24 protein-coding genes and 1 tRNA gene are annotated in these 22,148 nt (G+C 67.2%); 4 read left to right on the plus strand and 21 right to left on the minus strand.

Annotation, left to right across the window (positions count from 1 at the left end; all coding sequences use genetic code 11):
• Positions 1–20: 20 nt before the first annotated feature.
• From E1261_RS05795 to tcuA, 7 genes are all read right to left on the minus strand, one after another.
• Complete coding sequence (locus E1261_RS05795) at positions 21–1,241, minus strand: FAD-dependent oxidoreductase (RefSeq protein ID WP_132402987.1); 1,221 nt, start codon at positions 1,239–1,241, stop codon at positions 21–23.
• Positions 1,242–1,245: 4 nt separating this feature from the next.
• Positions 1,246–2,874 carry a (2,3-dihydroxybenzoyl)adenylate synthase gene (locus E1261_RS05800; protein ID WP_132402990.1) on the minus strand — a complete coding sequence of 543 codons (1,629 nt, stop codon included), beginning with the start codon at positions 2,872–2,874 and terminating at the stop codon, positions 1,246–1,248.
• Positions 2,871–3,713, minus strand: a complete 843-nt coding sequence (locus E1261_RS05805) for an alpha/beta fold hydrolase (RefSeq protein WP_132402993.1) — start codon at positions 3,711–3,713, stop codon at positions 2,871–2,873. Before E1261_RS05805 ends, E1261_RS05800 begins: the two co-directional genes overlap by 4 nt.
• A gap of 37 nt (positions 3,714–3,750) precedes the next feature.
• Entirely contained in the window at positions 3,751–4,497 is a 747-nt protein-coding gene (gene dapB, locus E1261_RS05810; RefSeq protein ID WP_132402996.1) for a 4-hydroxy-tetrahydrodipicolinate reductase, read from the minus strand.
• A 46-nt stretch (positions 4,498–4,543) separates the two neighbouring features.
• A complete protein-coding gene (gene panD / locus E1261_RS05815) occupies positions 4,544–4,957 on the minus strand; it encodes an aspartate 1-decarboxylase (RefSeq protein WP_132402999.1) in 414 nt (137 codons plus the stop codon).
• Positions 4,958–5,000: 43 nt separating this feature from the next.
• Complete coding sequence (locus tag E1261_RS05820; protein WP_132403002.1) at positions 5,001–5,243, minus strand: MbtH family protein; 243 nt, start codon at positions 5,241–5,243, stop codon at positions 5,001–5,003.
• A gap of 96 nt (positions 5,244–5,339) precedes the next feature.
• The gene (tcuA, locus tag E1261_RS05825; protein ID WP_132403005.1) at positions 5,340–6,788 is read right to left on the minus strand and encodes an FAD-dependent tricarballylate dehydrogenase TcuA; all 1,449 of its coding nucleotides are present in this window, start codon (positions 6,786–6,788) and stop codon (positions 5,340–5,342) included.
• A 164-nt stretch (positions 6,789–6,952) separates the two neighbouring features.
• On the opposite strand from tcuA, the gene E1261_RS05830 reads away from it, so the two are divergent.
• Positions 6,953–7,234, plus strand: coding sequence for a type II toxin-antitoxin system Phd/YefM family antitoxin (locus E1261_RS05830; protein WP_202874337.1), 282 nt, complete (start codon positions 6,953–6,955; stop codon positions 7,232–7,234).
• Positions 7,235–7,239: 5 nt separating this feature from the next.
• Complete coding sequence (locus tag E1261_RS05835) at positions 7,240–7,518, plus strand: type II toxin-antitoxin system RelE family toxin (RefSeq protein WP_132403008.1); 279 nt, start codon at positions 7,240–7,242, stop codon at positions 7,516–7,518.
• Between the two features lie 104 nt (positions 7,519–7,622).
• On the opposite strand, the gene E1261_RS05840 is transcribed toward E1261_RS05835, so the two are convergent.
• The 11 genes from E1261_RS05840 to E1261_RS05890 all read right to left on the minus strand — a co-directional run bounded on the left by E1261_RS05840 (position 7,623) and on the right by E1261_RS05890 (position 17,824).
• A tRNA-Met gene (locus tag E1261_RS05840) sits at positions 7,623–7,696 on the minus strand.
• A 56-nt stretch (positions 7,697–7,752) separates the two neighbouring features.
• Positions 7,753–10,182 (minus strand): helix-turn-helix transcriptional regulator, encoded by a 2,430-nt coding sequence (locus E1261_RS05845; RefSeq protein WP_132403011.1) that lies wholly within the window; start codon positions 10,180–10,182, stop codon positions 7,753–7,755.
• A 139-nt stretch (positions 10,183–10,321) separates the two neighbouring features.
• Positions 10,322–11,083 (minus strand): SDR family NAD(P)-dependent oxidoreductase, encoded by a 762-nt coding sequence (locus E1261_RS05850; RefSeq protein ID WP_132403014.1) that lies wholly within the window; start codon positions 11,081–11,083, stop codon positions 10,322–10,324.
• Positions 11,080–11,439 carry a holo-ACP synthase gene (locus E1261_RS05855; protein ID WP_132403017.1) on the minus strand — a complete coding sequence of 120 codons (360 nt, stop codon included), beginning with the start codon at positions 11,437–11,439 and terminating at the stop codon, positions 11,080–11,082. The genes E1261_RS05850 and E1261_RS05855 overlap by 4 nt, the downstream gene beginning before the upstream one ends.
• Positions 11,430–13,856 carry a beta-ketoacyl-[acyl-carrier-protein] synthase family protein gene (locus E1261_RS05860; RefSeq protein ID WP_132403020.1) on the minus strand — a complete coding sequence of 809 codons (2,427 nt, stop codon included), beginning with the start codon at positions 13,854–13,856 and terminating at the stop codon, positions 11,430–11,432. Before E1261_RS05860 ends, E1261_RS05855 begins: the two co-directional genes overlap by 10 nt.
• Before the next feature lie 28 nt (positions 13,857–13,884).
• A complete protein-coding gene (locus tag E1261_RS05865; RefSeq protein WP_165952390.1) occupies positions 13,885–14,907 on the minus strand; it encodes an aminomethyl transferase family protein in 1,023 nt (340 codons plus the stop codon).
• Between the two features lie 11 nt (positions 14,908–14,918).
• Positions 14,919–15,410 (minus strand): 3-hydroxyacyl-ACP dehydratase FabZ, encoded by a 492-nt coding sequence (gene fabZ, locus E1261_RS05870; RefSeq protein WP_132403025.1) that lies wholly within the window; start codon positions 15,408–15,410, stop codon positions 14,919–14,921.
• A complete protein-coding gene (locus tag E1261_RS05875; RefSeq protein ID WP_132403028.1) occupies positions 15,407–15,691 on the minus strand; it encodes a phosphopantetheine-binding protein in 285 nt (94 codons plus the stop codon). The genes fabZ and E1261_RS05875 overlap by 4 nt, the downstream gene beginning before the upstream one ends.
• Before the next feature lie 35 nt (positions 15,692–15,726).
• On the minus strand, positions 15,727–16,461 hold the full coding sequence (fabG, locus tag E1261_RS05880) for a 3-oxoacyl-ACP reductase FabG (protein ID WP_132403031.1): 735 nt from the start codon (positions 16,459–16,461) through the stop codon (positions 15,727–15,729).
• Complete coding sequence (locus E1261_RS05885; RefSeq protein WP_238176024.1) at positions 16,458–17,390, minus strand: ACP S-malonyltransferase; 933 nt, start codon at positions 17,388–17,390, stop codon at positions 16,458–16,460. The genes fabG and E1261_RS05885 overlap by 4 nt, the downstream gene beginning before the upstream one ends.
• Positions 17,387–17,824 (minus strand): 4'-phosphopantetheinyl transferase superfamily protein, encoded by a 438-nt coding sequence (locus E1261_RS05890; RefSeq protein ID WP_132403037.1) that lies wholly within the window; start codon positions 17,822–17,824, stop codon positions 17,387–17,389. Before E1261_RS05890 ends, E1261_RS05885 begins: the two co-directional genes overlap by 4 nt.
• 348 nt (positions 17,825–18,172) lie before the next feature.
• On the opposite strand from E1261_RS05890, the gene E1261_RS05895 reads away from it, so the two are divergent.
• Positions 18,173–18,622, plus strand: coding sequence for an acyl-CoA thioesterase (locus E1261_RS05895; RefSeq protein WP_165952391.1), 450 nt, complete (start codon positions 18,173–18,175; stop codon positions 18,620–18,622).
• Positions 18,619–19,998 (plus strand): FAD-binding oxidoreductase, encoded by a 1,380-nt coding sequence (locus tag E1261_RS05900; RefSeq protein WP_132403043.1) that lies wholly within the window; start codon positions 18,619–18,621, stop codon positions 19,996–19,998. The genes E1261_RS05895 and E1261_RS05900 overlap by 4 nt, the downstream gene beginning before the upstream one ends.
• Positions 19,999–20,005: 7 nt before the next feature.
• Here E1261_RS05900 and E1261_RS05905 read toward each other — a convergent pair whose 3' ends face one another.
• The 3 genes from E1261_RS05905 to E1261_RS05915 all read right to left on the minus strand — a co-directional run bounded on the left by E1261_RS05905 (position 20,006) and on the right by E1261_RS05915 (position 22,141).
• Positions 20,006–20,278 carry a 5-(carboxyamino)imidazole ribonucleotide synthase gene (locus E1261_RS05905; protein ID WP_132403046.1) on the minus strand — a complete coding sequence of 91 codons (273 nt, stop codon included), beginning with the start codon at positions 20,276–20,278 and terminating at the stop codon, positions 20,006–20,008.
• A 97-nt stretch (positions 20,279–20,375) separates the two neighbouring features.
• Positions 20,376–20,678 carry a hypothetical protein gene (locus E1261_RS05910; RefSeq protein ID WP_132403049.1) on the minus strand — a complete coding sequence of 101 codons (303 nt, stop codon included), beginning with the start codon at positions 20,676–20,678 and terminating at the stop codon, positions 20,376–20,378.
• 101 nt (positions 20,679–20,779) lie between these two features.
• Positions 20,780–22,141, minus strand: a complete 1,362-nt coding sequence (locus E1261_RS05915) for an SWIM zinc finger family protein (RefSeq protein ID WP_238176025.1) — start codon at positions 22,139–22,141, stop codon at positions 20,780–20,782.
• Between the last annotated feature and the right edge of the window lie 7 nt (positions 22,142–22,148).

Raw genomic sequence — 22,148 nt, forward strand, 5'->3', positions numbered from 1 at the left:
CGTCGTACCGCACCGGGGTCTCAGGTGATGGCGGCTGCGTCCTGCAGGCTGTCGAACAGGGCCGCTCGGCGCATGTAGGCGCGAGCGGTGTCGAGGTTGTCCGCGGTACGGCGCAGTTCGTCGAAGTTGCGGCGCCGTACCTCGGGGTCGCGTTCCTCCAGCAGCCGTTTGTTGGCGATCGTTTGGGCCTGTACGTAGTTCACCGCGGCGTGGCGACGCTGGCGGCTGTAGAGGTCGAGTACGTCGTCTCCGGCCGCACCGGAGATCACCTTCGTGAGCTTCTCGGTCAGGTTGATCGCGTCATGGATGCCGCCGTTCATGCCCATGCCTCCGATCGGGTTGTTGACGTGCGCGCTGTCGCCGGCGAGCAGGATGCGCCCTTTACGGAAGGTCGCGGCCACGCGCTGATTGACGCCGTACACGTTGATGTACTCGACGTGGTACGGGCCGGTCTTCGGGAGGAACTTCTGCAGCCGCTGCTCGACGCGTGCCGGCGACAATGCGGTGGCGTCGTCCTCGTCCTGGCCGATCGGCAGAATCACCCGCCAGAGCCCATCCGGGGATTCTCCGCGCACCTTGAACACGTTGGCCCACTCGTCGGGGTCGGAGAAGTAGTTGCGGAACCTCAGCTCCGGCTTGATGGTCTGGAGGTCGAAGCTGGTCGCGATCTTGATGAATCGCTCCTGATAGGTGAAGCCTTCGAACTCGATCCCGGCGAACTTGCGCACCGTCGATCGGCCGCCGTCACAACCGATGACATAGGCCACGGACAGGCGTTCGGTGCCGGCCGGCGAGGTGTACTCCACTTCGATGCCGCTCGCGGTTTCGGTCAGACCGGTCAGCGTGTGCGAGAACCGTACGTCGAAATCGGACTCGTTCGCGTACTCCGCGGCGATGGCGGCGGTCAGCTTGTACTGCTCGTACTGCAGGACGTACGGGAACCGGATCTCGTCCTTGAGCCGGCCGAGATCGAACTCGGCCACGACCTCTCCGGTCGGCCGGTCGTGGAAGCGGTAGGTGCTCGACGGCAGGCTGTGCGGCCGGATCTTCTCGGTGATGCCCAGCTCGTCGAGCATCTCCAGCGTGCTCGGATGGATGGTCGCCGCGCGCTGATCCTGCACCGGTGCCAGCTCCGACTCGAGAACCGTCACCGGAATACCTTGCCGATTCAGCGCCAGCGCGCAGACCATGCCGACGGGCCCGGCGCCCGCGATGAGGACCCGGGTGTTCTCGGTCGCCATACGTCTAGTAGTTCAGCTCGCGCTGCAGACGCTTGCTGACCTTGCCGACCGCGGTGTACGGGAACTCGTCGACGACCTCCACGACATCGGGAAGTTTGAACGTGGCAAGGCCCTTGTCGCGCAGGAACTGGCGCAGTTTGCCCAAGGTGAGCTCGGCCGCGCTCTCCGGCGTCCGGGGAATCAGGTACGCCTTGACACGTTCGCCGAGCACGTCGTCATCGATGCCGACGACGGAGACGTTGTGGACGCCGGCATGAGTGAGCAGCGCGTTCTCCAGCTCCTCGGGCGCGATCTTCTCGCCGCCGCGGTTGATCTGGTCCTTCGACCGGCCCACGACCCGGATGAAGCCGCGCTCGTCCCGCTCGACGATGTCACCGGTGCGGTAGAAACCGTCGCTGGTGAACGCCAGCGCATTCTGCTCGGGGTTGCGGTAGTAGCCGCGAATCACCGACGGTCCGCGCGTCAGCAAGTGACCAGGCGCACCGGGTGGCACTTCGTTGCCCTCGTCATCGATGACCTGGATCTCGTCGGCCGCCGAGGCCGGCCGGCCCTGGTACCGCACGCTGGTGGCCCGATCGACGTCGGCAGGATTGCTGACGACGAGGCCCTCCCCCATCCCGAAGCTCTGGGACAGTTGTACGCCGAACTCCGGCTCGACCCGCGACGCCACGGCTTCGACCAATTTCGCGCCGCCGCACATGAGCACCTTCAGGCTGGACAGGTCATAGGACTTACGGAGCGAGGAGTTCAGCCAGGCCAGCAGGATCGGAGGGACCAGCGAAACGCGGGTCACCCCGTGCTTCTCGATCAGCGGGAACGCCGTGTCGGGGCTGCCGTTCGGTGCGATCACGATGGTGGCGCCCACGCTGAACGCACCGAGGAATCCGGGCGAACGCGTCGACATACTGTGGCAGATCGGGATCACCAGCAGATGCACGGTGCGCTCGGTGATGCCGCGTTCCCCGACGCTTCGCCGCAGGGCGTAGCCGTACGTCTGATGCGTATGCGGCATCAGCTTCGGAACGCCCGTCGTACCGCCTGACATCTGCAATAGCGCGACGTCCTGCGGGCTGCACCGGCGTGCGTGCTCGAGCGATCCCTTTGACTGCAACGCCTCGTATTCGGCGCCGCCGCCATCACGTTCGAGTACGACGGTGTGCTCCAGCTGCGGCCATTTGTCCTTCAGATCGGCAGCCATCGCAGCGAGGTCGGTGCCGCTGTCCGAGGCGACCGTGATGTAGGCACGCGCCTGGGCGATCTCGATGAAGTGCTCGATCTCAGCACGACGGTGCGCGACGGGAGCGACGACCGGAACCGCCCCGAGCTCCCACAAGGCGAAGACGAAGGCGATGTACTCGTAGATGTTGGGCAGATGGACCACTACCCGGTCGCCACGGTTCAGCCCCAGGTCCTGCAGGCCGGCCGCGAGGCGCAGGACCTCGTCGGTGAGCTGCGCATAGCTCAACTCGGCCTTGCGGTCGATGACAGCGAGCTTGTCGGGACAGCGCTCCGCGGTGGCGAACAGCAACTCCGGAAGCGTCTGATCGCGCCAGTGTCCCTCGGCGAGGTACTTGGCTACCGTCTCCGGCGGAAACGGAACGACCCCGTCAAGGGTCAGCGGTTCGATGCTCATTGGTTTCCCTTCAAGGGCCCGGCGCGTTCGGCCAGGAAGTCGATGATCAGCTGGTTGACCTTCTGCGGCTGCTCGAGGTAGCCGAAGTGGCCGGCGTCGGGAATCTCGACGTACTGCGCGCCCGGTACGGCATCGGCGACCTCCCGGCCCAGGAAGGCCGGGATCCGCCGGTCGTCCGCGAAGGCGATGACGAGCAGTGGCTTCGTGATCGCGGTGTACGCCGCGAGCCGGTTCTCGAGGTGGGCGGACACCTCGCGTTGACCGCGCTCGCCGGGATCCATCCGGCCCGCCGAGAACGCCAGCACGTCGAGCCAGTCGCGTGCTTTACGGGGATCGCGCAAGGTCGCCGGAGAGAGGTACAAGACCGCGTCGATGGCGGCCTTGTACTCAGCTGGTAACGCCATGGACGTATCGAACAGCTCTCGCTCGCCGGCACTCAGGCGCCGGTTCACCTCGTCGAGGCGCCCGTGCGCCGCCATGGCCACTCCTCGCCGCACGAGCTCCGGGCGACTCAGCGCCAGTTCCTGTACGACGCGTGCGCCCAATGACGTTCCGACCACATGCGCGGGTGCACCGAGGTGCTCGATCAGTTTCGCGACGTCGTCGACCAGGTCGTCGATCGTCATGCGGGGAAAGGGGTCGCCTGCCGGCCGCGGCGTCGGACTGATCCCCCGGGCATCGAAGGTCGCCACCCGGTATCCGGCGCCGACCAGCGCCGGGACCTGATGCAAGGTCCAGACGTTGCCCTTGGCACCGGTCCCCATCACGAGTACGACGAGGTCGCCGTCACCGACCACGTCGTACGTCAGATCCAGGCCACCGACCGCCAGCCTCGGCATCAGCTCTCCGCCACAGGTACGGCGTCGTTGCTTCGGGTCAGCCCAGGCTCATGACGGCATCGAGACCGACGGTCACTCCGGTGAGCTTCGGGACGGCGCGCAGTGCCGTGAGCACTCCGGGCATCAGGGACTCGCGGGTCACGGAGTCGTAGCGCAGCCTCAGAATTTCGCCGTCGACTCCGAACAGCACCTCTTGCGATGACATGAACCCACGGACCCGGACCGCGTGGACACTGACTCCCTCGATCCGTCCGCCGCGCACGCCATGTGGGTCGAGGTAGGTGGCATCGGGTGATTGCGCGGTGCCCGCCGCGGCGCGCGCGCGACCGATCAGTTCGGCAGTGTGCTGCGCCGTTCCCGATGGCGCGTCCACCTTGCCCGGATGATGCATCTCGATGATCTCGACGGACTCGAAGTACGGCGCGGCCTGGGCGGCGAACTTGGCCATCAGCACCGCACTGACCGAGAAGTTCGGAACGACGAACACGCCGACCTCGGCATGGTCGACCAGCGCGGCGCGGATCTGCTCCACCGACTGCTCGTCGAAGCCGGAGGTCCCCACCACGACATGGAGCCCCTGCTTGATGCACCACTGGACCTGCTCGTGGGCAACGTCCGGCGGCGAGAACACGAGCACGACCTCGGCGTTGTGGTCGACGATGTCCTGGACGTCGTCGTCGATGTCGATCTCGGCAGCCACGGTCAGATCGGAACTGGCCTCAATTGCGCGGACCGACGCCACGCCCATGCGCCCGCGGGCACCCACCACAGCGATTCGAGTCATATGGGTAGCCTAACCTAACTTTCTCGGTCGCCTCCAGTGCGAAAGCTCACGCCAGGCGAGCAGAAAGCTGATCGGCCGCCCCTGGCACCGGCTCGGCGAGGTCGTTCCCCAAGGCGATGATGCGGTTGTCTGCGTCGACGTGGACGACCTTCGGCTCGTAGCCGACCAGTTCGGACTCCTCGGCCAGCAGGAACGACATGATGATCACCAGGTCGCCGGGGTGGATCAGGTGCGCGGCCGCGCCGTTGATGCAGATCTCGCCGCCACCGGCGGGGCCGTTGATGATGTAGGTCTCGAGGCGGGCCCCGTTGGTGATGTCGACGACCTGCACCTTCTCGCCTTCGATCAGGCCTGCGGCCCGGGCGAGGTCTACATCGATCGTCAGGGAACCCACGTAGTGCAGGTCGGCCTGGGTGACAGTGGCGCGGTGGATTTTTCCGCCCAGGACTTCGCGAAGCATGTCCGGCTCCTTAGGAGTTGTGCAGGGGTGGGTACTGCGGGGATCAGTTGCTGGCGTGCGTCTCGTACTGGGAAATATGGTCGCGCAACGACTTGGGGCGGATGTCGGTCCAGTGCTCGTCGATCCAGTCGAGTACTTCCTGGCGCGTCCTGCCGCCGGGTTCGCCGTACGCGATGCTCCAGCCGGTCGGGACCGGCTTGAACGTCGGCCACAACGAGTGCTGCTCCTCGCCGTTGATCAGCGCGTAGAAGGAACCGTTGTCGTCGTCGAACGGATTCTGGGCCATCAGTGCTGCTCCTCGTCGTTCCTAGCGGGGGTCGGTCCGGGCCGCGGCCGGACAATAACACCAACAACTTAGGTAAGCCTAACTTCGGTCGATGGCTCAGGCGAGCGAGCCTGCACGTCGCCCGATCACCATGCCCGCGGTCAGGCCGGCCCCCGTCGGGTAGTTCCCGCTGAAGAGTCCTCCGAGCGTTTCACCGCACGCGAAGAGCCCGGGGATGGGCCGATCCGACCGGTCGAGCACCCGGCCGTCCACGTCACCGCGAAGGCCACCGAAGGTGAAACTGATCCCGCAGGTCACCGGATACGCGTAATACGGCGGCGCCTCGACCGCCGAGGCCCAGTTGCTCTTGACGGGCTGCACCGACGCGCCGCGGCCGTCCTTGATCGTCGGATCGAGCGACCGGCTGGTGTCGATCGACGAGTTGAACTCCCGGACCGTCCGCACGAATCCGTCGACATCGACCTCCATGGCCGCGGCGAGCTCTTCGAGGCTGTCGGCGACCACCGGGATGATCCCGGGCATCTCGTACTCGTACGCCGCGAGCATCGAGCGCGACGTCGCATCGAAGACCTGGAACGCCACCGAACCCGGCTGTTCGAGGATCACCTTGCCGTACTTCGCGTACGTGTAGTTGCGAAAGTCCGCGCCTTCGTCGAGGAACCGTTGCCCCCGGCGGTTGACCACGATGCCGAGCGGATAGCCGTACCGGCTGAGCCGGTTCGTCAACGCACGATTGCTCTCGTTCTCGGGGAACGACGCGTCCCACGGAACGCTGTGGCAGGTCGACCAGTCCCCGCCACGATCCGCACCGATCTCCAGCGCCGCCTGGATCAGGTCACCGGTGTTGTACGGCGTGCCACGCACCTTCGCGTGCTGCCAGCCGTCTCCCAGGTAAAGCTGACGCCATTCCGCATTCGCCTGGAAACCGCCACTGGCGATCACCACCGACTCCGCTGGAAGCTCCTGGTCACCGATCCGGACACCGACGACCGAATCGCCGTCGGTCATCAGCCCGGTCACCGGGCAGTCGTAGCGCACCTCGACTCCGAGCCTGGCTGCGATCTGCTCATGGACCGACACCAGCCCGGGCCCGCCGTCGACGTTGCGCACATGCGATCCACCCCAGAACACGAAGGTCCCGTCGGGATGCTCGTGAGCTTGCCGCTCGTACATCAACTGGAATCGCAGCCCCAAGGCATGCAGCCATCGGACGGCGTCACGCGAGCCTTCAACGACAGCCTCGGCAAGTTCCTTGTCGCCCCGGCCCCCGGTGACCCGCTCCAGATCGGCCAGGAACTCCACCGCCGAGTACGGCGGGACCTCCGTGCGCGCGTGCCGCTCATCCGGCTCGAGGACCTCGAGCAGGTCGCCGAGCCCGTCGTGCACCATCCGGGTCGACCCCAGGGTGTAGAAGCTGTTTCCACCGGCGTGCGCCCGCGGCGCCTTCTCCAGCAGCACCACGCGTCGCCCACGCTCGGCCGCCGCGTGAGCCGCGCAGTACCCGGCGTTTCCGCCGCCCACGACAACAACATCCGGATTGCGCATGTCCACTCCCACCCCACTCCTCAGGCGGCCAAGCTTAGCCTTACCTAAATTGGATGGTGATGTGTTCTGGACCACTGCGCGTCAGTTGGTAGCCACCGGTGGCGCCGCCTCCGCGCACATGCCGTCTCTGACCTCATTGGATGTACATCTGCTACATTCGTTACATGGGTGAGCCTGTGATCGAGTCCATGGCGGAGGTCCGCAGTCATCTCGCCGACGTCCTTGACCGGGCCCGCCGGGATGAGATCCCGACGATCATCACCCGGCGCGGCAAGCAAGAAGCTGTAGTGATCGACATTCGCGAGTACCGGCGGCTGAGCCGGCTGGCGGAGCAGGCCGAGGAGTCCTGGCTCAATCAGTTGGCCGACGAGGCGGAGTCCGAAGGTTCTGAAGGGTCGGTCTCGCTCGAGGAGATGGCTGCCCTGCTCCGCACTCCAGACGCCTGATCGCCGTGGGTTACGTCACTCGGTTCACCCCGCACGCCCAGCGCGACATGCTCAAGATTCCCCGCCCCGACGCCCTGCGGATCCTCTATCGCCTCGCCGAACTCCAGAAGGCGATGGACGGAGGGGATATTGCGGCCTTCGACATCAAGGCCCTTCAAGGGCATAGCTCGCGGTGGCGACTCAGGGTCGGGGACTACCGCGTCGTGTACACGCTCGAGGATGGCCACCTGATCGTGTGGGTCATGGCCGTCGGCAACCGCCGCGACATCTACCGCAACCTGTAGGTCCGGAACGGCAACCAGCGCTGGTTCGGACCGGGCAGCGTCGCCGAACTGGGCCAGCGCGAAAGACGAAGACCCGGACCAACTGGTCCGGGTCTTCGTGAAAGTAGCGGGGGCAGGATTTGAACCTGCGACCTCTGGGTTATGAGCCCAGCGAGCTACCGAGCTGCTCCACCCCGCGCCGCTTTCTTACGTTCGTAAGTCTAGGGGATGGCCGGTGCGCAACCAAATCGGGGGTCACTGCGCCAGGTAGCGCTGGGTGACCCACTGGGCGACGTGGACGCGGGACGGCATCCCGAGTTTGCGCATCACGTGCCGCACGTGGTTCGTCGCCGTCCACTCGGCGATGTTCAGCCGGTTCGCGATCTGCCGGTTGGTCAGTCCGTTCGCGACCAGTACGACGACCTCCCGTTCGCGCGCGGTGAGCGTCGTACCGTGGAACACGTCGGCCGGCGTGCGGTTCGCGTCGACGCGTTCTGTCCGTGCGGCTGCCTCGGTCCAGGCGGGTTGCTCGACCAGACCGGCGTCCTCGTCCAGCAGGGTCGGCAGTGGGAGCGTCTTGCCCGCGATGCAGGCGTTGTCGAAGGCAACGGTCCCCAGTCGTTGCCGCAGGTGCTGCAGCGCGCGGTCGACGTACGTGAGGATCTCCGCGCACGCGTAGCTTTGCGTCTCGGCCCGGATCGAGCCTGCGGCCGCGATCAGGCGAACGGCCGCCAGATCTGTCGGTGGCCGGCGACGGCCGGCGAGCACCAAGGCAAGAGCTTCCAGCGCGAACGGCGTACCAGGATGGGTCTGCATCTCGACCGCCTCCGACGCCACGGACTGGCAGATGCGTTCAGCCTTCTGCTGATCACCGCGCCGGAAGGCCATCAGCCCGGCCAGCGCACGGACGCAGAGAGCGTTCCAGTCGTCGCCGTCCTCCTCCAGCAGCGGTAACGCGAAGCTGATCGCCTCATCGATCGCCGACACATCGCCACGGCGCATCGAGATCATGGCCAGGTCGATGAGCACCAGCGCCGCCGCCCGAGGCGCCTCGACTGCGCGCCACAGCGACAGGCTCTGCTCGCACAGTCTCCGGGCCGCCTGCAGATCGCCGCGGAGCCGGGCAAGGTTTCCCTGGCAGTTCAAGGCTGCTGCCTCGCCCGCGACCTCGCCGAGGTCGTGGAAGGCCGCAATCGCACGACGCTGGTAGTTCTCGGCGCAGGCGTACTTCCCAAGCGCCGTCGCCAGTACGCCGGCAGCGTGGAACGCGTCCGCGTTGAGCCGGCCGCCCGCGCGCACCAAGCCGTCCCCCAGCGTCTGCTCCAGCATCTGCAGGCCTTCACTCCAGTGGCCCTGGCTGAACATGAATCGCCAGATCCCAGTCGCCAGCGCGAGTGCAGCGTCAGTGTCACCACGGACGCGCAGGTGCTGGAAGGCCGCACGGGCGTCGGCCAGGTCCGACGTCAGCCGGCGAACGTACGCAGCGAGTCGTCCGCCGTAAAGATCCTGCCCGGCATCAGCAACCAGCCGCAGCACATACTCGGCGTGCCGGTCGCGCACCTCTTGCTCGTCATCGGCGCTCCGCAGCTGTTCGACGCAGAACGCTCTGGTCGTGTGCAGCTGATCGAACCGCGGCTCACCATCAGCACCCACCGACGAGGTCAGCATCCCCTTGTCCAGCAGGGCTTCCAGCAATTCGTCACCGCGAGCCTGAGACACCTGTACGACGTCCGCCGCGGCCGCCGCGGTGAATCCGCCCGCGAAGACACCCAGCCTGATCAGGAGGTGGCGCTCCTCCTCCGTGAGCAACTGGTAGCCCCAGAGGATCGCCGCCCGCATGGACTGCTGGCGACGCGGGACATCGGTCAGTTCCAGGCGCAGGATGTCGAGTCCGTCGTGCAGCCTCGCCAGCAGAGCAGGTGGACCGAACAGCCGGAGCTTCGTGGCAGCGAGTTCGATGGCCAGAGGCAGTCCGTCGACGAGCCGGCAGATCTCAGCCACGTCGCTCACGTTGTCGTCGGTCAGAGCGAAGTCCGGTGCTACTGCTCGAGCCCGCTGCCCGAAGAGTGCCACCGAGGGGACCGCCGCGATCTCGGCCAGCGGAGCCCTTAAGGAGCGCACCAGCGGCAGCGGCCGGACCGGGTACAACCGCTCGCCGTAGATCTGCAGCGGCTGCCGACTCGTGGTCAGAACCCGCAGACCGCGACAGTGCGACAGCAGACTGGTCAGCAGCTCGGCAACACCGTCCGCCACGTGCTCGCAGTTGTCGAGCACCAGCAGCAGCTCGCTGTCCCGCAGCCCGTCATGGAGGTTGGAGCTGCTGCCGAGCACGACCCGGCAGGCAGCCGTGACCGCGCCGGCGACCTGGCTCGACTCGGACAGCGATGCGAGCTCGACAGGCCAGGCGCCGTCCCGGAAGCCGGCCCGCACATCGCCGACCACGGCCTGAGCCAGCCGGGTCTTACCGGTACCGGCCGGGCCGGTGAGGGTGACCAGCTGCGCCGCGCCCTGGACGATCTGCCGCAGTGCGGCGCGGTCATCGTCACGGCCGACCATCCGATTGGGCGGGCGGACGCCGGCCGCCCAGGCTGCGGCGGCCGGGCCGATCCGTTCCGAGAGGCCACAGCTGCCGGCCTGCGGGTCGCCTCTTAGTCCCAAGCCTGCTATGTCACGTTGCCTGGCCACCGGTGCCTCCTAGTCAAGCCTCACGCCTGGAAACTCCGCTACCGCCTCCAACGACCGTTTCATCACACTCGGTGAGGCTAACCCCACGCTCGGTGTGTTGACGAAGTGGACAACCCCCTCTCCAGCAGGCCTTTTCCGGTCATTTCGCCGCGTAGCCACCGTCGACCAACAGGTCTGTACCAGTGACGAACGAGGCGTCGTCGGACAACAGGAACAGGACGGCGGCAGCGATCTCCCGCGGCACCGCCATCCGGCCCATCGGTGTCGCCGCCACGAAGTCGGCCACGAACTGCTCCGGCAGCCCCACCGTCATCGGTGTCTCGACCAGGCCGGGTGAGACGGCGTTTACCCGGATCCCCGCGGCCGCCAACTCGACAGCCGCAGCGCGGGTCATCGCGGCCACCGCGCCTTTGGCCCCGTGGTACGCGAACGCAGCGCCGGAGCCGATCTGACCGAACACCGAGGACACGTTGACGATCGCGCCGCCACCGGCCAGGTGCATGAACGGTACGACGGTCTGCATCCCGAGCCAGGTGCCGCGCTGACTGACATCGACGACCCGATCCCACTCGTCAGCTGTGACACCGGCGAGGCCGTGACCCCCGAGGACACCGGCGTTGTTCACCAGCAGCGTGGGATAGCCGAAACACCGACGGGCAGTCCTGGTGAGCCTCGCCCACGCCTCGGGGTCGGTGACGTCCGCCACCGCAGCCGCGACCCGGCCGGGGTGCCCAGCCGCCTCGATCTCCTTGGCTGCTGCCTCGCATCGATCACCGTCGAGGTCAGCGAGCACAACTCCGGCTCCAGCCGCGGCCAAACCTGCAGCCACGGCACGGCCGATGCCGCTGGCCGCACCTGTGACCAGAGCGCTGCGGCCGGCCAGCCCCGCACCCGTCGTCACGCTGCCGCCTCAACTGGCAGCCAGGCCAGGGCTACGGCGTACCCAGCGGCATGGCTGAGTGACACCCGCGGCACCACGAGGTTCGCTTGCCGGCACCACCGCTCGATCGCACCGGCCAGCGATACCACCGGCGCGGAGGGCGGCGTACGGAGAATCTCGATGCCCTGCCACGGAACCGGCCCGGGCCAGTGCAGTGCCTCGGCGACTGCGTGCTTCGCCGCCACCCGCGCGGCCAGGTGCTCGCCAGCGCGGGCGAACCCTGCGCAATAGGCCAGCTCTGCGGGGCTGAGGAACTGGTGCCATGCATAGGCATCAGTGGGCACCTGGAGGACATAGACGGCTGACATCATTGCCACGGCGTCAGTACGACGGATGCGTACGTACCGCCCCAGTTGGCTGCTGTGATCAGTGCGGCACGTCCGGCGGGATCGTGGTCCGAGCTGACGTATGGCTCCAGCCCCGGCAACGGATCACGCAGTCCGGCGATCGATGGAACCCAGCTGGTGCTCACACTCTCGGCCGCGGCGAGTACTGACATCAGTGCAGTGGTGGCGTGGATGTGACCCACCTGGCCGGAGAGGTTGGCCAGTCGGGTCGAGCTGCCCGGGAACACGGCAGCCACAGCACGCGCCTCCGCCAGGTCGATCGCGGCGGTTCCCCGAGCGTCGCCGTACACGACTCCTACGTCGGACGGTGTCAGTCCCGCCGCGTCCAGGGCGCTGCGGTGACACTGTGCCCAGGCCTCCCCAGATGCGTCGTTACCCGCCACCCGATAGGCATCCCCCGTGCTGGCGTGCCCGCGGACCTCGGCGAGGATCGTTGCCCCACGCTGTTGCGCGTGGTCCAACGACTCGAGCACGAGAGCCACTGAGCCCGCACCGATCGCGCAGCCGCTGGACTCGCGGTCGTAGGGATGGACGGCATCGGAGGCGAGGATTCCGAGGTGGTCGTAGCCGAGGTGGAGCAGTCCGGTCAGCTCGTCCGCGCTCACCGCTGCCATCACCTCCGCCTCACCCCTGCGGATCAGATCCGATGCATAGCCAAGGCCTGCGACGCCGGACGCGCAGCCGATGGCCAGTGTGGACAACGGGCCCTTGATCTGCAGCGAAAGGCAGGCGTGGCCGGGCGCCGCGTTCATCACCGAGTTCGGGAACAGCCGTGGGTTGACACGGTGCGGACCCTCCGTACCGATCGTCTCGGTCAGCTGCGCCACCGTCTCCAGCGGTCCGGTACAGGTGCCGAACACCATCCCGACCTCAGTCGCGTTCTGGCGAGTGATTTGGTACGCCGCGTCTGAGAAGGCGTCTCGCGTCGCAGCCAGCACCAGTGCGCCGAGCTGGTCGAGCCGGCGGGCATACGCCGGGTTGATCCAGCGCCGGTAGCCCTGGTCGGTGATCTCCGCCGCGAGCCCGCTTGTGGACTGGCTGGTGTCGATCCGGGTCGCCGGAGCGATACCGACCGCACCTGTCCGCAGGCCGGTGATCAGGCCCTCGCGTCCCAGGCCTACCGACGAGACCACACCGGCACCGGTGATCACCACTCGGCGGTCTGGTCGCTGCGGACCTGACTTGAGAGTCCTGCCGAGTACCAGCGAGCAGTTGTTGCCCCCGAACGCGAATGAGTTCGAGACCACCAGACCGATGTCGGCCGGGCGCGATGCGTTCGGCACGATGTCGTACGGCGGGCTGTCGGCCGAGGTGTCGACGTTCACTGTGGGCGGCAGAATCTGCTCACGCATTGCCAGCGCGCAGACCGCAGCCTCCACTGCCCCCGCGGCGCCGAGCGTGTGGCCGACCTGCGACTTGGTACTGCTCATCGGCGGCACCTTCTCGCCACCGAACAGCGCCGTCACAGCCTTGGGCTCAGAGCTGTCGTTCGCCGGGGTCCCGGTGCCGTGGCCGTTCACGTAGTCGACGTCCGCCGGCGTGTACCCAGCCTGCTCCAGCGCGCGTCGCATCGATCGCAACGCTCCACCGCCCACTGGATCCGGAGCAGTCGCATGGTGCGCGTCGCTGGTCAGCGCATAGCCCAGTACGTAACCCAGCACTCGCGCGCCACGCGCTTGGGCTACCTGCGCGGACTCGAGCACCAGGAAGGCGGCGCCCTCCCCGATGTTGAGACCGCTGCTGCGTGAGTACGGCGCGCACGGTTGGTCGTCGAGCGCCTTCAGACTGTCGAACCCAGCCAGCGAGAGCATGTCGAGCACGTCCACGCCACCGGCCAGCATCACATCGGCCCGGCCTTCCCGGATCGCGTCCAGCGCCCAGCCGATCGAGTTGGCGCCGGCCGCACAGGCGTTGGAGATCACCACCTTCGGACCCTTCAGTCCGAAGGCCGCGCTGACCGCATCGGTCGACGTGTACAGCGGGTACACCAGCAGGTGGGCCTTCGATGCGCCGGCGACGCCGTCCCGGAGCAGTTGCCAGTGGTACTGCTCACCCGCGTCGAGGCCGCCGACCGACGTACCCATCGCAATCCCGACCCGGTACGGATCGAACGCCGCGATGTCCAGCTTGGCGTCCTCGATCGCCTCTGCCGCAGTACTCAACGCGAGGCGGATCGCGCGATCGGTCCGGCCCCGCCCCTTGATCGGCGGGACGGGGACTTCCGCGACCTCACCGGAGTACTGGCAGCTCAGCGGCGAGGTGTCCAGCCGCCGGGTCCGGCCGATCCCGCTCGCCGCGTCGCGTACGCCGGCCCAGACCGACTCGGCCCCGGTACCCAGCGCGCAGGTCATCCCGATGCCGGTAATGGCTACACCTGTGGCGTTCATGTGCTCTCCTCACGCGGGCGGATTGCGGTCATTCGAGCGGTACGCCGAAGCTGGTAGCGACCAGGAACGGAGCTGCAGTGGTCCGGATCGGCCGGGTGAGCTGCTCAAGGGTCAGCTTCAGACCGGCCGCCGCGACATCGGCGTCGACCCGGGCCGTGCCGATCACGCGACCGAGCCGGGGCGAGTACACCGCGTGGGCGACGGCACCCACCGATTCGTCCTCCACCACCAGCCAGCTGCCCGGGTCCGGAATCGCCTGCAGCCGATCGGAGGCGATCCAGCAGACCGGGCGGCGCGGCGGGCCGGCCTCCCAGTGCGCAACGAGAGCGTCCTTCCCGATGAAGTCGTGCCCGAAGTCGACCATCCACTGCAAGCCGACCTCGAACGGCGTCACACCGGCCGCTTCCTGTTCCAGGTTGGCGAACCGCATCTCCATCCGGCAGACGTTCACGGCTGCCAGACCGACCTGCCGCGCACCGAGATCGACGAGATGCCGGCGCAACTCGTTGCCTGCAGCAACCGGTACATGCAGTTTGTAGCCGTATTCGCCGGTCACTCCGGTGCGGCTCACCAGGAGCTCCAGGTCGTCGCGCCAAGGCGTGGTGACGAAGCCGGCGTACGAGAGTGAGGTGATCGGGAATGGCAGGAACTTCTGCGCGATCGCAGGCGCCTGCGGACCCTCGATGCCGAAGACGCAGTACTCGTCACCAACATCCTGCACGGTCACGTCGTGCGCACCGGTGTTGCCGGCGGCAACCAGGTACTCGGTCGCGGCCGCCGCCTGGGCCGGCCAGATCTCGATGAGGTAGTCGGTGCCGTGGCAGTGGATCAACACCTCGGCCAGCACTGACCCGTCCGAGTTCAGCAGCAGTGCCGACGAGATCTGCCCCTCGAGCAGGAAATCGACGCTGCGGGTCGACACCTGGCTGAGGAAGGCCGACGCGCCACTACCGGCGATTCGGAGCAGGCCGATGCCGCTGTAGTCGATCAGCCCGCACGCACTGCGCAGCACTTCGTATTCGGCGACGCTGTCGGAGTAGACGCTCTCCATGGTTCTCCCCTTCATTCGCTGTCCCGTTCGGTGACGACGAGCCGGGCCGTCATCACCACGTCGCGGCCGACCGACGCCTGGCCGGTCACCGACATGAGGTCGCCCATCCTGGGACCGGCCTGGGCCCGGACGACCACTTGATCGCCAGGCAGCACGGTGCGCAGGAACTTGGCCTGTTTGATCTCCGCGAGGTAGCCGACCCGCTCTGCGACATCGGCCACCAGCTCACCGGTGCTCCGGGTCGCCGCTGCGCTGCCATAGATCACCGCGGCGAGCTGCGCGACACATTCGACGAGCAGCACGCCTGGGTAGAGCATCCGGCCGGGAAAGTGGCCGGCGAGCACCGGATCGGAGGCGGTGACGTTCTTGATCGCCTCGGCCCGTACGCCGGGCTCGACCGAGGTGACCCGGTCCAGCAGGGCGAACGGGTACCGGTGCGGGAGCAGTCGCGCGATCTCGTCGGCCGACAGACCACCTGGTCGCACGGACGGCGCCGCGGTCATCGATTGCCTTCTACATAGTCGACGAGCCGGTTGAGCGAGAGCAGGCTCTCGGTGTCGTCGTCGGTGATCATCACACCGAACTTCTCCTCCACGGCCATCGCCAGTTCGAGGGTGTCGATGGAGTCGAGCTCGAGTCCCCTACCGAACAGCGGCTGGTCGTCACCGATCAGGTCTGGGTCTACCGAGAGGCCGAGCCGGTCCACCAGCAGGTGTTTGACCTCACCGCAGAGGACCTGCCGAGCCTTTGCGGCTGTCTTCGTCTCTTCCAGCGTTGCCACCATGTGGGCCACTTCCTGTCGCGTTGTTGGGTGGGCGTTCAGCAGGTCAAGCCGCCGTCGATGACGACGGAGGCTCCGGTCACATAGGCCGACTCGGCACCGAGCAGAAACCGGACCACCGGCGCCACGTCCGCCGGCGTACCGATGCGGCCCAGTGGTACTCGTTCCATGAAGGCGGTCAGCTGGTCCTGCGGCATCGAGCGCGTCATCGCGGTGTCGACGAAGCCAGGGACCACCGCGTTGACCCGGATGCCGTAGCTGCCAAGCTCCTTCGCCAGCACCCGGACCATGGCCAGCACACCTGCTTTGGAGGCGGCGTAGTTCACCTGTCCGGCCGGTGCGGCCAGGCCGCTGGTGGAGGCAACCGCGACGATCGCGCCAGTACGCCGTACTGCCATCAACCGGGCTGCCGCACGGCAAACCAGGAACGAGCCGGTGAGGTTCGTGTCGACGACGGACCGCCATTTCTGCTCGCCCATCATCAGCGCGTAGCCGTCACTCGCGATGCCGGCGTTGCTGACCAGGCCGTCCAACTGGCCGTGGTCGGAGCGAATCCGGCGGAACATCCGGTCCACGTCGGTGGGCTCGGCGACATCGGCCTGGATCAGCTCCGCGTCCGGCTGCAGCTCGCGGACCTGATCGAGCGCCTGCTTCGCCTGCTCGATGTCGCGCCGATAGTTCAGCAGCACTCGGCTGCCGGCGGCGGCCAGCTCCAGTGCGACGCCGAGACCGATCCCCTTGGTGGCGCCGGTTATCAGAACCACGTTGGTCATGGCTGACTCACCGCCGCCAGCGCACCGAGCGCCTCGCAACCGGTCAGATGTCTAGCGGTCCGGATCATGTTTCGCCCCAACCCGGTCAGCACCCGGCCCGGGCCGACCTCGACGAAGGTGCGTGGGCCGCTCCGGGTGAGCGATGCGACGGTGTCGGTCCAGCGCACCGGCCGGGTGATCTGTCCGCCGAGCAGCTTCCGGTACTTCTCGATGTCGTGGACCACGCCACCAGTGAGGCTGGAAACGAACGGCACCCGCGGTGCTCGCAGATCCGCCGCCGCGAGCAGCGGCGCAAGCTCACGCTCGGCCTCGGACATCAGCGGCGAGTGGTAGGCACCGCCGACCGGCAGCCGTTTCACCCGCAGGGCGCCAGCCGACTGGGCAGCGTCGACCACTCCGCACACCTCATCGGTTGTCCCGGAGACAACCACCTGCCGGGGTGCATTCAGGTTCGCCATGACCACGATGCCGCCGCCGACCGAGAACCGTGCGCACAGGTCGGTCACCTGGTCATCCGAGAGCCCTGCGATGGCGGCCATCGCGCCCGGCTGACACCGTGCAGCATCGGCCATCGCTCGCCCTCGCCGGGCCACGATTGCCAGCGCGGCTTCCCAGCTGAGACAGCCGGCCGCGACGAGGGCGGCGTACTCGCCGAGGCTGTGCCCAGCGACCGCGACCGGTCGGCATCCGGCAGCTGCGAGCTCGGCTGCCAGCACGCTGGACCAGACGAAGATCGTGAGCTGGGCGGCCTCGGGATCGGCCAGCGTCCGCTCGTCCGCCCGGGTCATCAGCTCGCCGATGGCGACTCCGGTCAGCTGCTCTGCTTGGACGATCAGCTCGCGCGCTTCGACGCCGCAGCGGGCCAGCTCGCGGCCCATCCCGGGGCGCTGGCTGCCCTGACCGGGAAACACGAACGCTGTGTCGATCATCGCGCCGCCTCCACTTCGGTGGCGACCGCCCAGCACAGGGCGAGATCGGGGCCGAGTGCATCGTCGGCGGGCAGGACGCCGCCGGTCAGAACGACCCGGTGGTCGTTAGCCAGCTCGCCCCGTAGGCCGATGAGGCGGACGCCGTCGGTGTCGGCCCTGCCGACGATGATGTCGCGGTAGCAGGCGCCGGCCGGCAGACCGCCGACCACCTTGACCACGCACTCCTTGATCCCGAACATACGGGCCAGGTGCGCGAGCTCCGCCGTACCAGGCAGTTGCTCGGCGTCCCATTCGGTGGTGGCGAAAATTCGCCGCAGCCACGCCGGACCGGTACGCCGTGCGGCCAGCGCGAACCGCTGCTGGTCCAGCAGGTCGACACCGGCACCACGCAGCCGGCCGGCCGGAACCCGGCAGGTATCGATGGCAGAAATCATGAATTGCTCCCAACACGCGCTGAATCGAGGGGCGGGCCGGCTCGGCTATTTACCTTCCGAGCAGTTGATAGCGCGGGACAGGACGGAATGCTAGGAATCGTTTCGCGGCAGTGTCAAGGAATAGTCGTATGACTGATTCCTGCTAGCCGGTAAATGCAGCGTCGGGATAGCAGGGATCAGCCATGGCGGGCCGGATTGCTTGACACCACGACAAGCCGGACACCAATCTTGGCGCAGCCGCCACAGCCGGCTCAAATTGTTGAGAGTCGCACCATAAAGAGGTTTATGGCCACCCCGAGATTTATGGAAGATCTTTCATTTTCTCAATCGAGCGGAAGGAAACGGCCTATGCCGCGCTGGGTCGAAACTGCGCCCCGGATCATGCGCCAGGCATTCGTGGAGACGGGTGTCCGGGTCCGCTGGTCCGAGTGCGATCTGCAGCGCCATGCCTACTACGGCAACTACATGACCTGGTGCGACCTCGGCCGCGAGGCCTTCGCCCTGGCCGCCGGCGTCGACTACCGGGACTACCTGGTCACCACCACCGAATTTCACATCCGATTCCACACACCGGCCCACTACCTCGACGACCTACTGATCCGGACCTGGACGGCACCGCTCACCATCCGCCTCGACTGTCATTACGAGATCTACCGCAAAACCGGTGGGCAACTGATCGCCGAGGCGAAGTCACAACACGCGCTGGTGGACCCGCAGAAAGGACTTCGCCTGAGCGGCCCGGCATCCTGGCACGAGAAATTCGAGGCATTTCTCGAAAATAGGAAGGCTTCGTTATGAATCAGCTCCCGACCGATCAACTGGCCGCGCAAATGCGCGGTGAAATCGTTGTCCCGGGTGATCCCGGCTACGACGACGCCCGGCACGTCTACAACGGCATGATCGATCGTCGGCCCGCCGTGATCGCCCACTGCCGCGGCGTCGCCGATGTCGTCCACTCGGTGCGGTTCGCCGTAGCGCACGACCTACCGGTCGCCATCCGCGGCGGTGGCCACAGCGTTGCCGGCCACGGCACCTGCGACGACGGCCTGCTGGTCGACCTGTCCGGCATGCGCGACGTCCGCGTCGATCCGGTGGCGCAGACCGTGCGCGTCTCGGGTGGCGCCACGCTGGCTGACCTGGATGCCAACACGCAACTGTTCGGCCTGGCCACACCCAGCGGCCAGGTTTCGATGACCGGCATCGGAGGGCTGGCGCTGACGGGTGGCATGGGAATGCTGCAGCGTCGCTACGGCCTCACCTGCGACAACCTCCTGTCCGCTGACGTAGTCACCGCAGACGGCACAGTCGTCACCGCCAGCGCCGACAGCCATCCCGAGCTGTTCTGGGCGCTGCGTGGCGGCGGCGGAAACTTCGGCGTGGTGACCTCGTTCGAGTTCCGCTGCCATCCGGTCGGTCCGACCATCCTCGCCGGCATGGTCGCCTGGCCGGTCGAACAGGCGCCCGAGGTGCTGGCCTTCCTACGCGACTTCATCGTGGACACTCCCGAGGAGCTGAGCGCGGACGCCGTCATCCAGTTCGCCCCACCGCTCGACGTCATCCCGGAGGAACACCGCGGCCGCCGGCTGATCGGAATCTTCCTGCGGTACTTCGGCACCGACCTCGACCCGGAGATCGTGCGTCCGGTCCAGGAGTTCGGATCACCGGTCCTCGACTTCATCTACCCAATGCCGTACGTCGCCGTACAGCAACTGCTCGACCCGCTGAACCCGAACGGCAACCTGCACTACTGGACCGGCGAATACCTCCCCGAACTGGGCACCAAACAAATCGAAACCCTGTCCACGTACGCCGCCACCCTGCCGACCGACCACTCGATCATGCAGGTGATCCCGTTCGACAACGCCGTGACCCGGGTCGAGCCGGACGCCACCGCCTTCAGCCACCGCCAGGACAGCTGGCTGATCCACGTCATGGCCCAATGGACCGACCCCACCGACACCGACCGCTGCCGAAGCTGGGCCAAACAAGCAGGTGCCGACCTCCGCGCAGTCGGCTCCGGAGACAGCTACCTCAACCTCGTCACCGACGAGGAAGACGTAGACCGAGTCAGCGCCTTCTGGAACGAGGCCCGCCTGTCCCGGCTCGCGGCAGTAAAGGCCCAGTACGACCCGAACAACACCTTCCGCTTCAACCACAACATCAAGCCGGCTTGAGGGTGACTCAGGAGTCGAACCCGGCGACCGGGTCGAGCTTCACCGGCGGCTCGCGGAGTGCGAGTCGCTGCGCGATCGCCGGGACCTCGGGGTCGGCGAGGAACTTCTCGTAGTCCTCGAGCTCCCAGTCGAAGAACGCCCAGACCCGCTGGGGATCCTCGGGATCCCGGAACACATAGGCACCCCTGCACCCGTGCTCACGTCTCTTCTCGACCCCCTGGCTCGAGAACGTCGTCAGAAACTGATCAAGGTCAGCAACCTTGGCGACGGTGGCGATCATGCCCCTCCTCTACAAGCAAGCTCCTGCCCTGCCCGCGGACAACGCGCCCACCACCCGGTACCCGAACCTGAACCAGGCCTAGCTCCTCGGCTGGCGATCAACTGCGACGGTGTGGTCGGCCGCGTTCCCACCAATCGATCGGCTCACCGTCCTCAGCCATGCGCTGGATGATCTGAGCAGTGAACTCAGCCCGACTGCCGGCACCCTGGCAGAACGTCCACAACTGCCGCGCCGCACGCTGGTACTGGAACATCACCTCATCGGCTTCAAAGGCGTCCAGCTCACCACCACGAAACCGATCAACCGCCTCAGCAACCCGCTGAATCAGCGCGGCCAGTTGCGCCTCGTGATAGGCAGCAACCTGCTCCCGCGCGGCCTGACGCTCAGCCTTAGTACTCACGAGCCAACGCTACCGGGCGAAGACCGCTGAGACCCGTTAGGAAGGTGCGGACTTCTTCGCGACTGCCAGACTCGAACGCTGCGAGCGCGGCATCGAGGCCATCATGAACCGCGCCTGATCAGGTCGGCTGCGAGCACATGCTTGCAGGGACCTCGGCTGCCCTTGTGTTTCCCATACCAGGGGCAGGTGCACCTGTCGCCGTCGGCCGTGCGGCGTACGACGTGTTCGGTGTCGCCGCTGCGAACGTAGGCGGTGTCGCCAGCGAGTCGTACTGCGCCCGCATCGACCAAGGCGGTCGCGTCGCGCAGGCGGGGGTGCATGGTGGCAAGCCGCTCCGCGTCGTACGGCAGTTCGCGGTGGAAGTAAGCGCCTTCGGCCGCGTCGTACCCGACCCTGCCGGCCGCGCCGAGGCGGCCGAGCGCGCGCGTGACGCGCTCCGCAGCCAGGCCCGATTCGGCGGACAGTCGTGAGATGTCGATCCGTGGTTCGAAGGCCAGCATGGCCGAGACGAGGTCCGCGTCGTCGGCCGTTTGCTCGTCGGCGAGGTCCCAGAGCACTCCGCCTTCACCGGAGAAGCCTCGGCTGGATTCGGGGCTGAGGGCAACAACGAGTCGTGCGTGGTCAAGCTGAAGTTCCCAGACGCCGGTCGCGCCTTGCGCGTCGTGTGGAGCTGCGTAGGCGCGGAGGGATCGGGCGAACCGGAGCAGCGGCTCGAGCGGCTTGAGACGATCGAGCCCTGAAAGCGAAACGGCGCCGGGTGTCGGGCGCGTGGTGATGCGCAGGCCGCGCCCCGCCGGGACGACCCAGACCGGTTTGCGACTGCCGGAACTCGGCAAGCTCCGGATGAATCGTCTGGCTTCGGAGGCAGCAACGTCGAAGGCTGGGGCGACTGTGGCGGAGGCGAGCTGCACCTCGGCGAAGCCCTTGAGCCAGCGCTCGGGAAGCGGCACCTTCTTCTCGATGACCGCTGCGTCGAGGGTGCGGACGGCAACGTCCTCGCCGACTTGTAGGTGGAGCGGTTCGAGGCCACTGATGCGGGCGAGTGCGTCGCGGATCGGCGGGTTGAAGTCGACGTTGGTGGTGCCGGTGTCGAGCAGGGCGCCGTCGAGGCTACCTGGCAGCGCGTCGTAGCGGGCGTACACACCGCAACAGGCAGAGAAGCTCTCGAACCGAAGCCGATCGCCGTTGCTGGTGACAACCGGGTCAGCCGCTCGCAGGATCGCAGCGACCATCCCGGGTGGCGTGTAGAAGCGGGTGCGAGCGACCTTGGCGACCGCGAGCAACGCAGCCGCAGCTTGCTCGGGGTGCCCGAGGAAGCCGTCGAAGAAGACAGGGTGCGCATCGTGGCCGGTTGCGGTGCGGCCGCCGCTGGTGGCGAGCATCATGTCAGCCTGTCCGTCGCCGAAGGTCAGCGTCGACGGGCGGACGTAGTTGTACATCTGCTCCTCTGCAGTTGCGGCCATGTCGAGA

This window comes from Kribbella albertanoniae, assembly GCF_004348455.1.
Lineage (GTDB): Bacteria > Actinomycetota > Actinomycetes > Propionibacteriales > Kribbellaceae > Kribbella > Kribbella albertanoniae.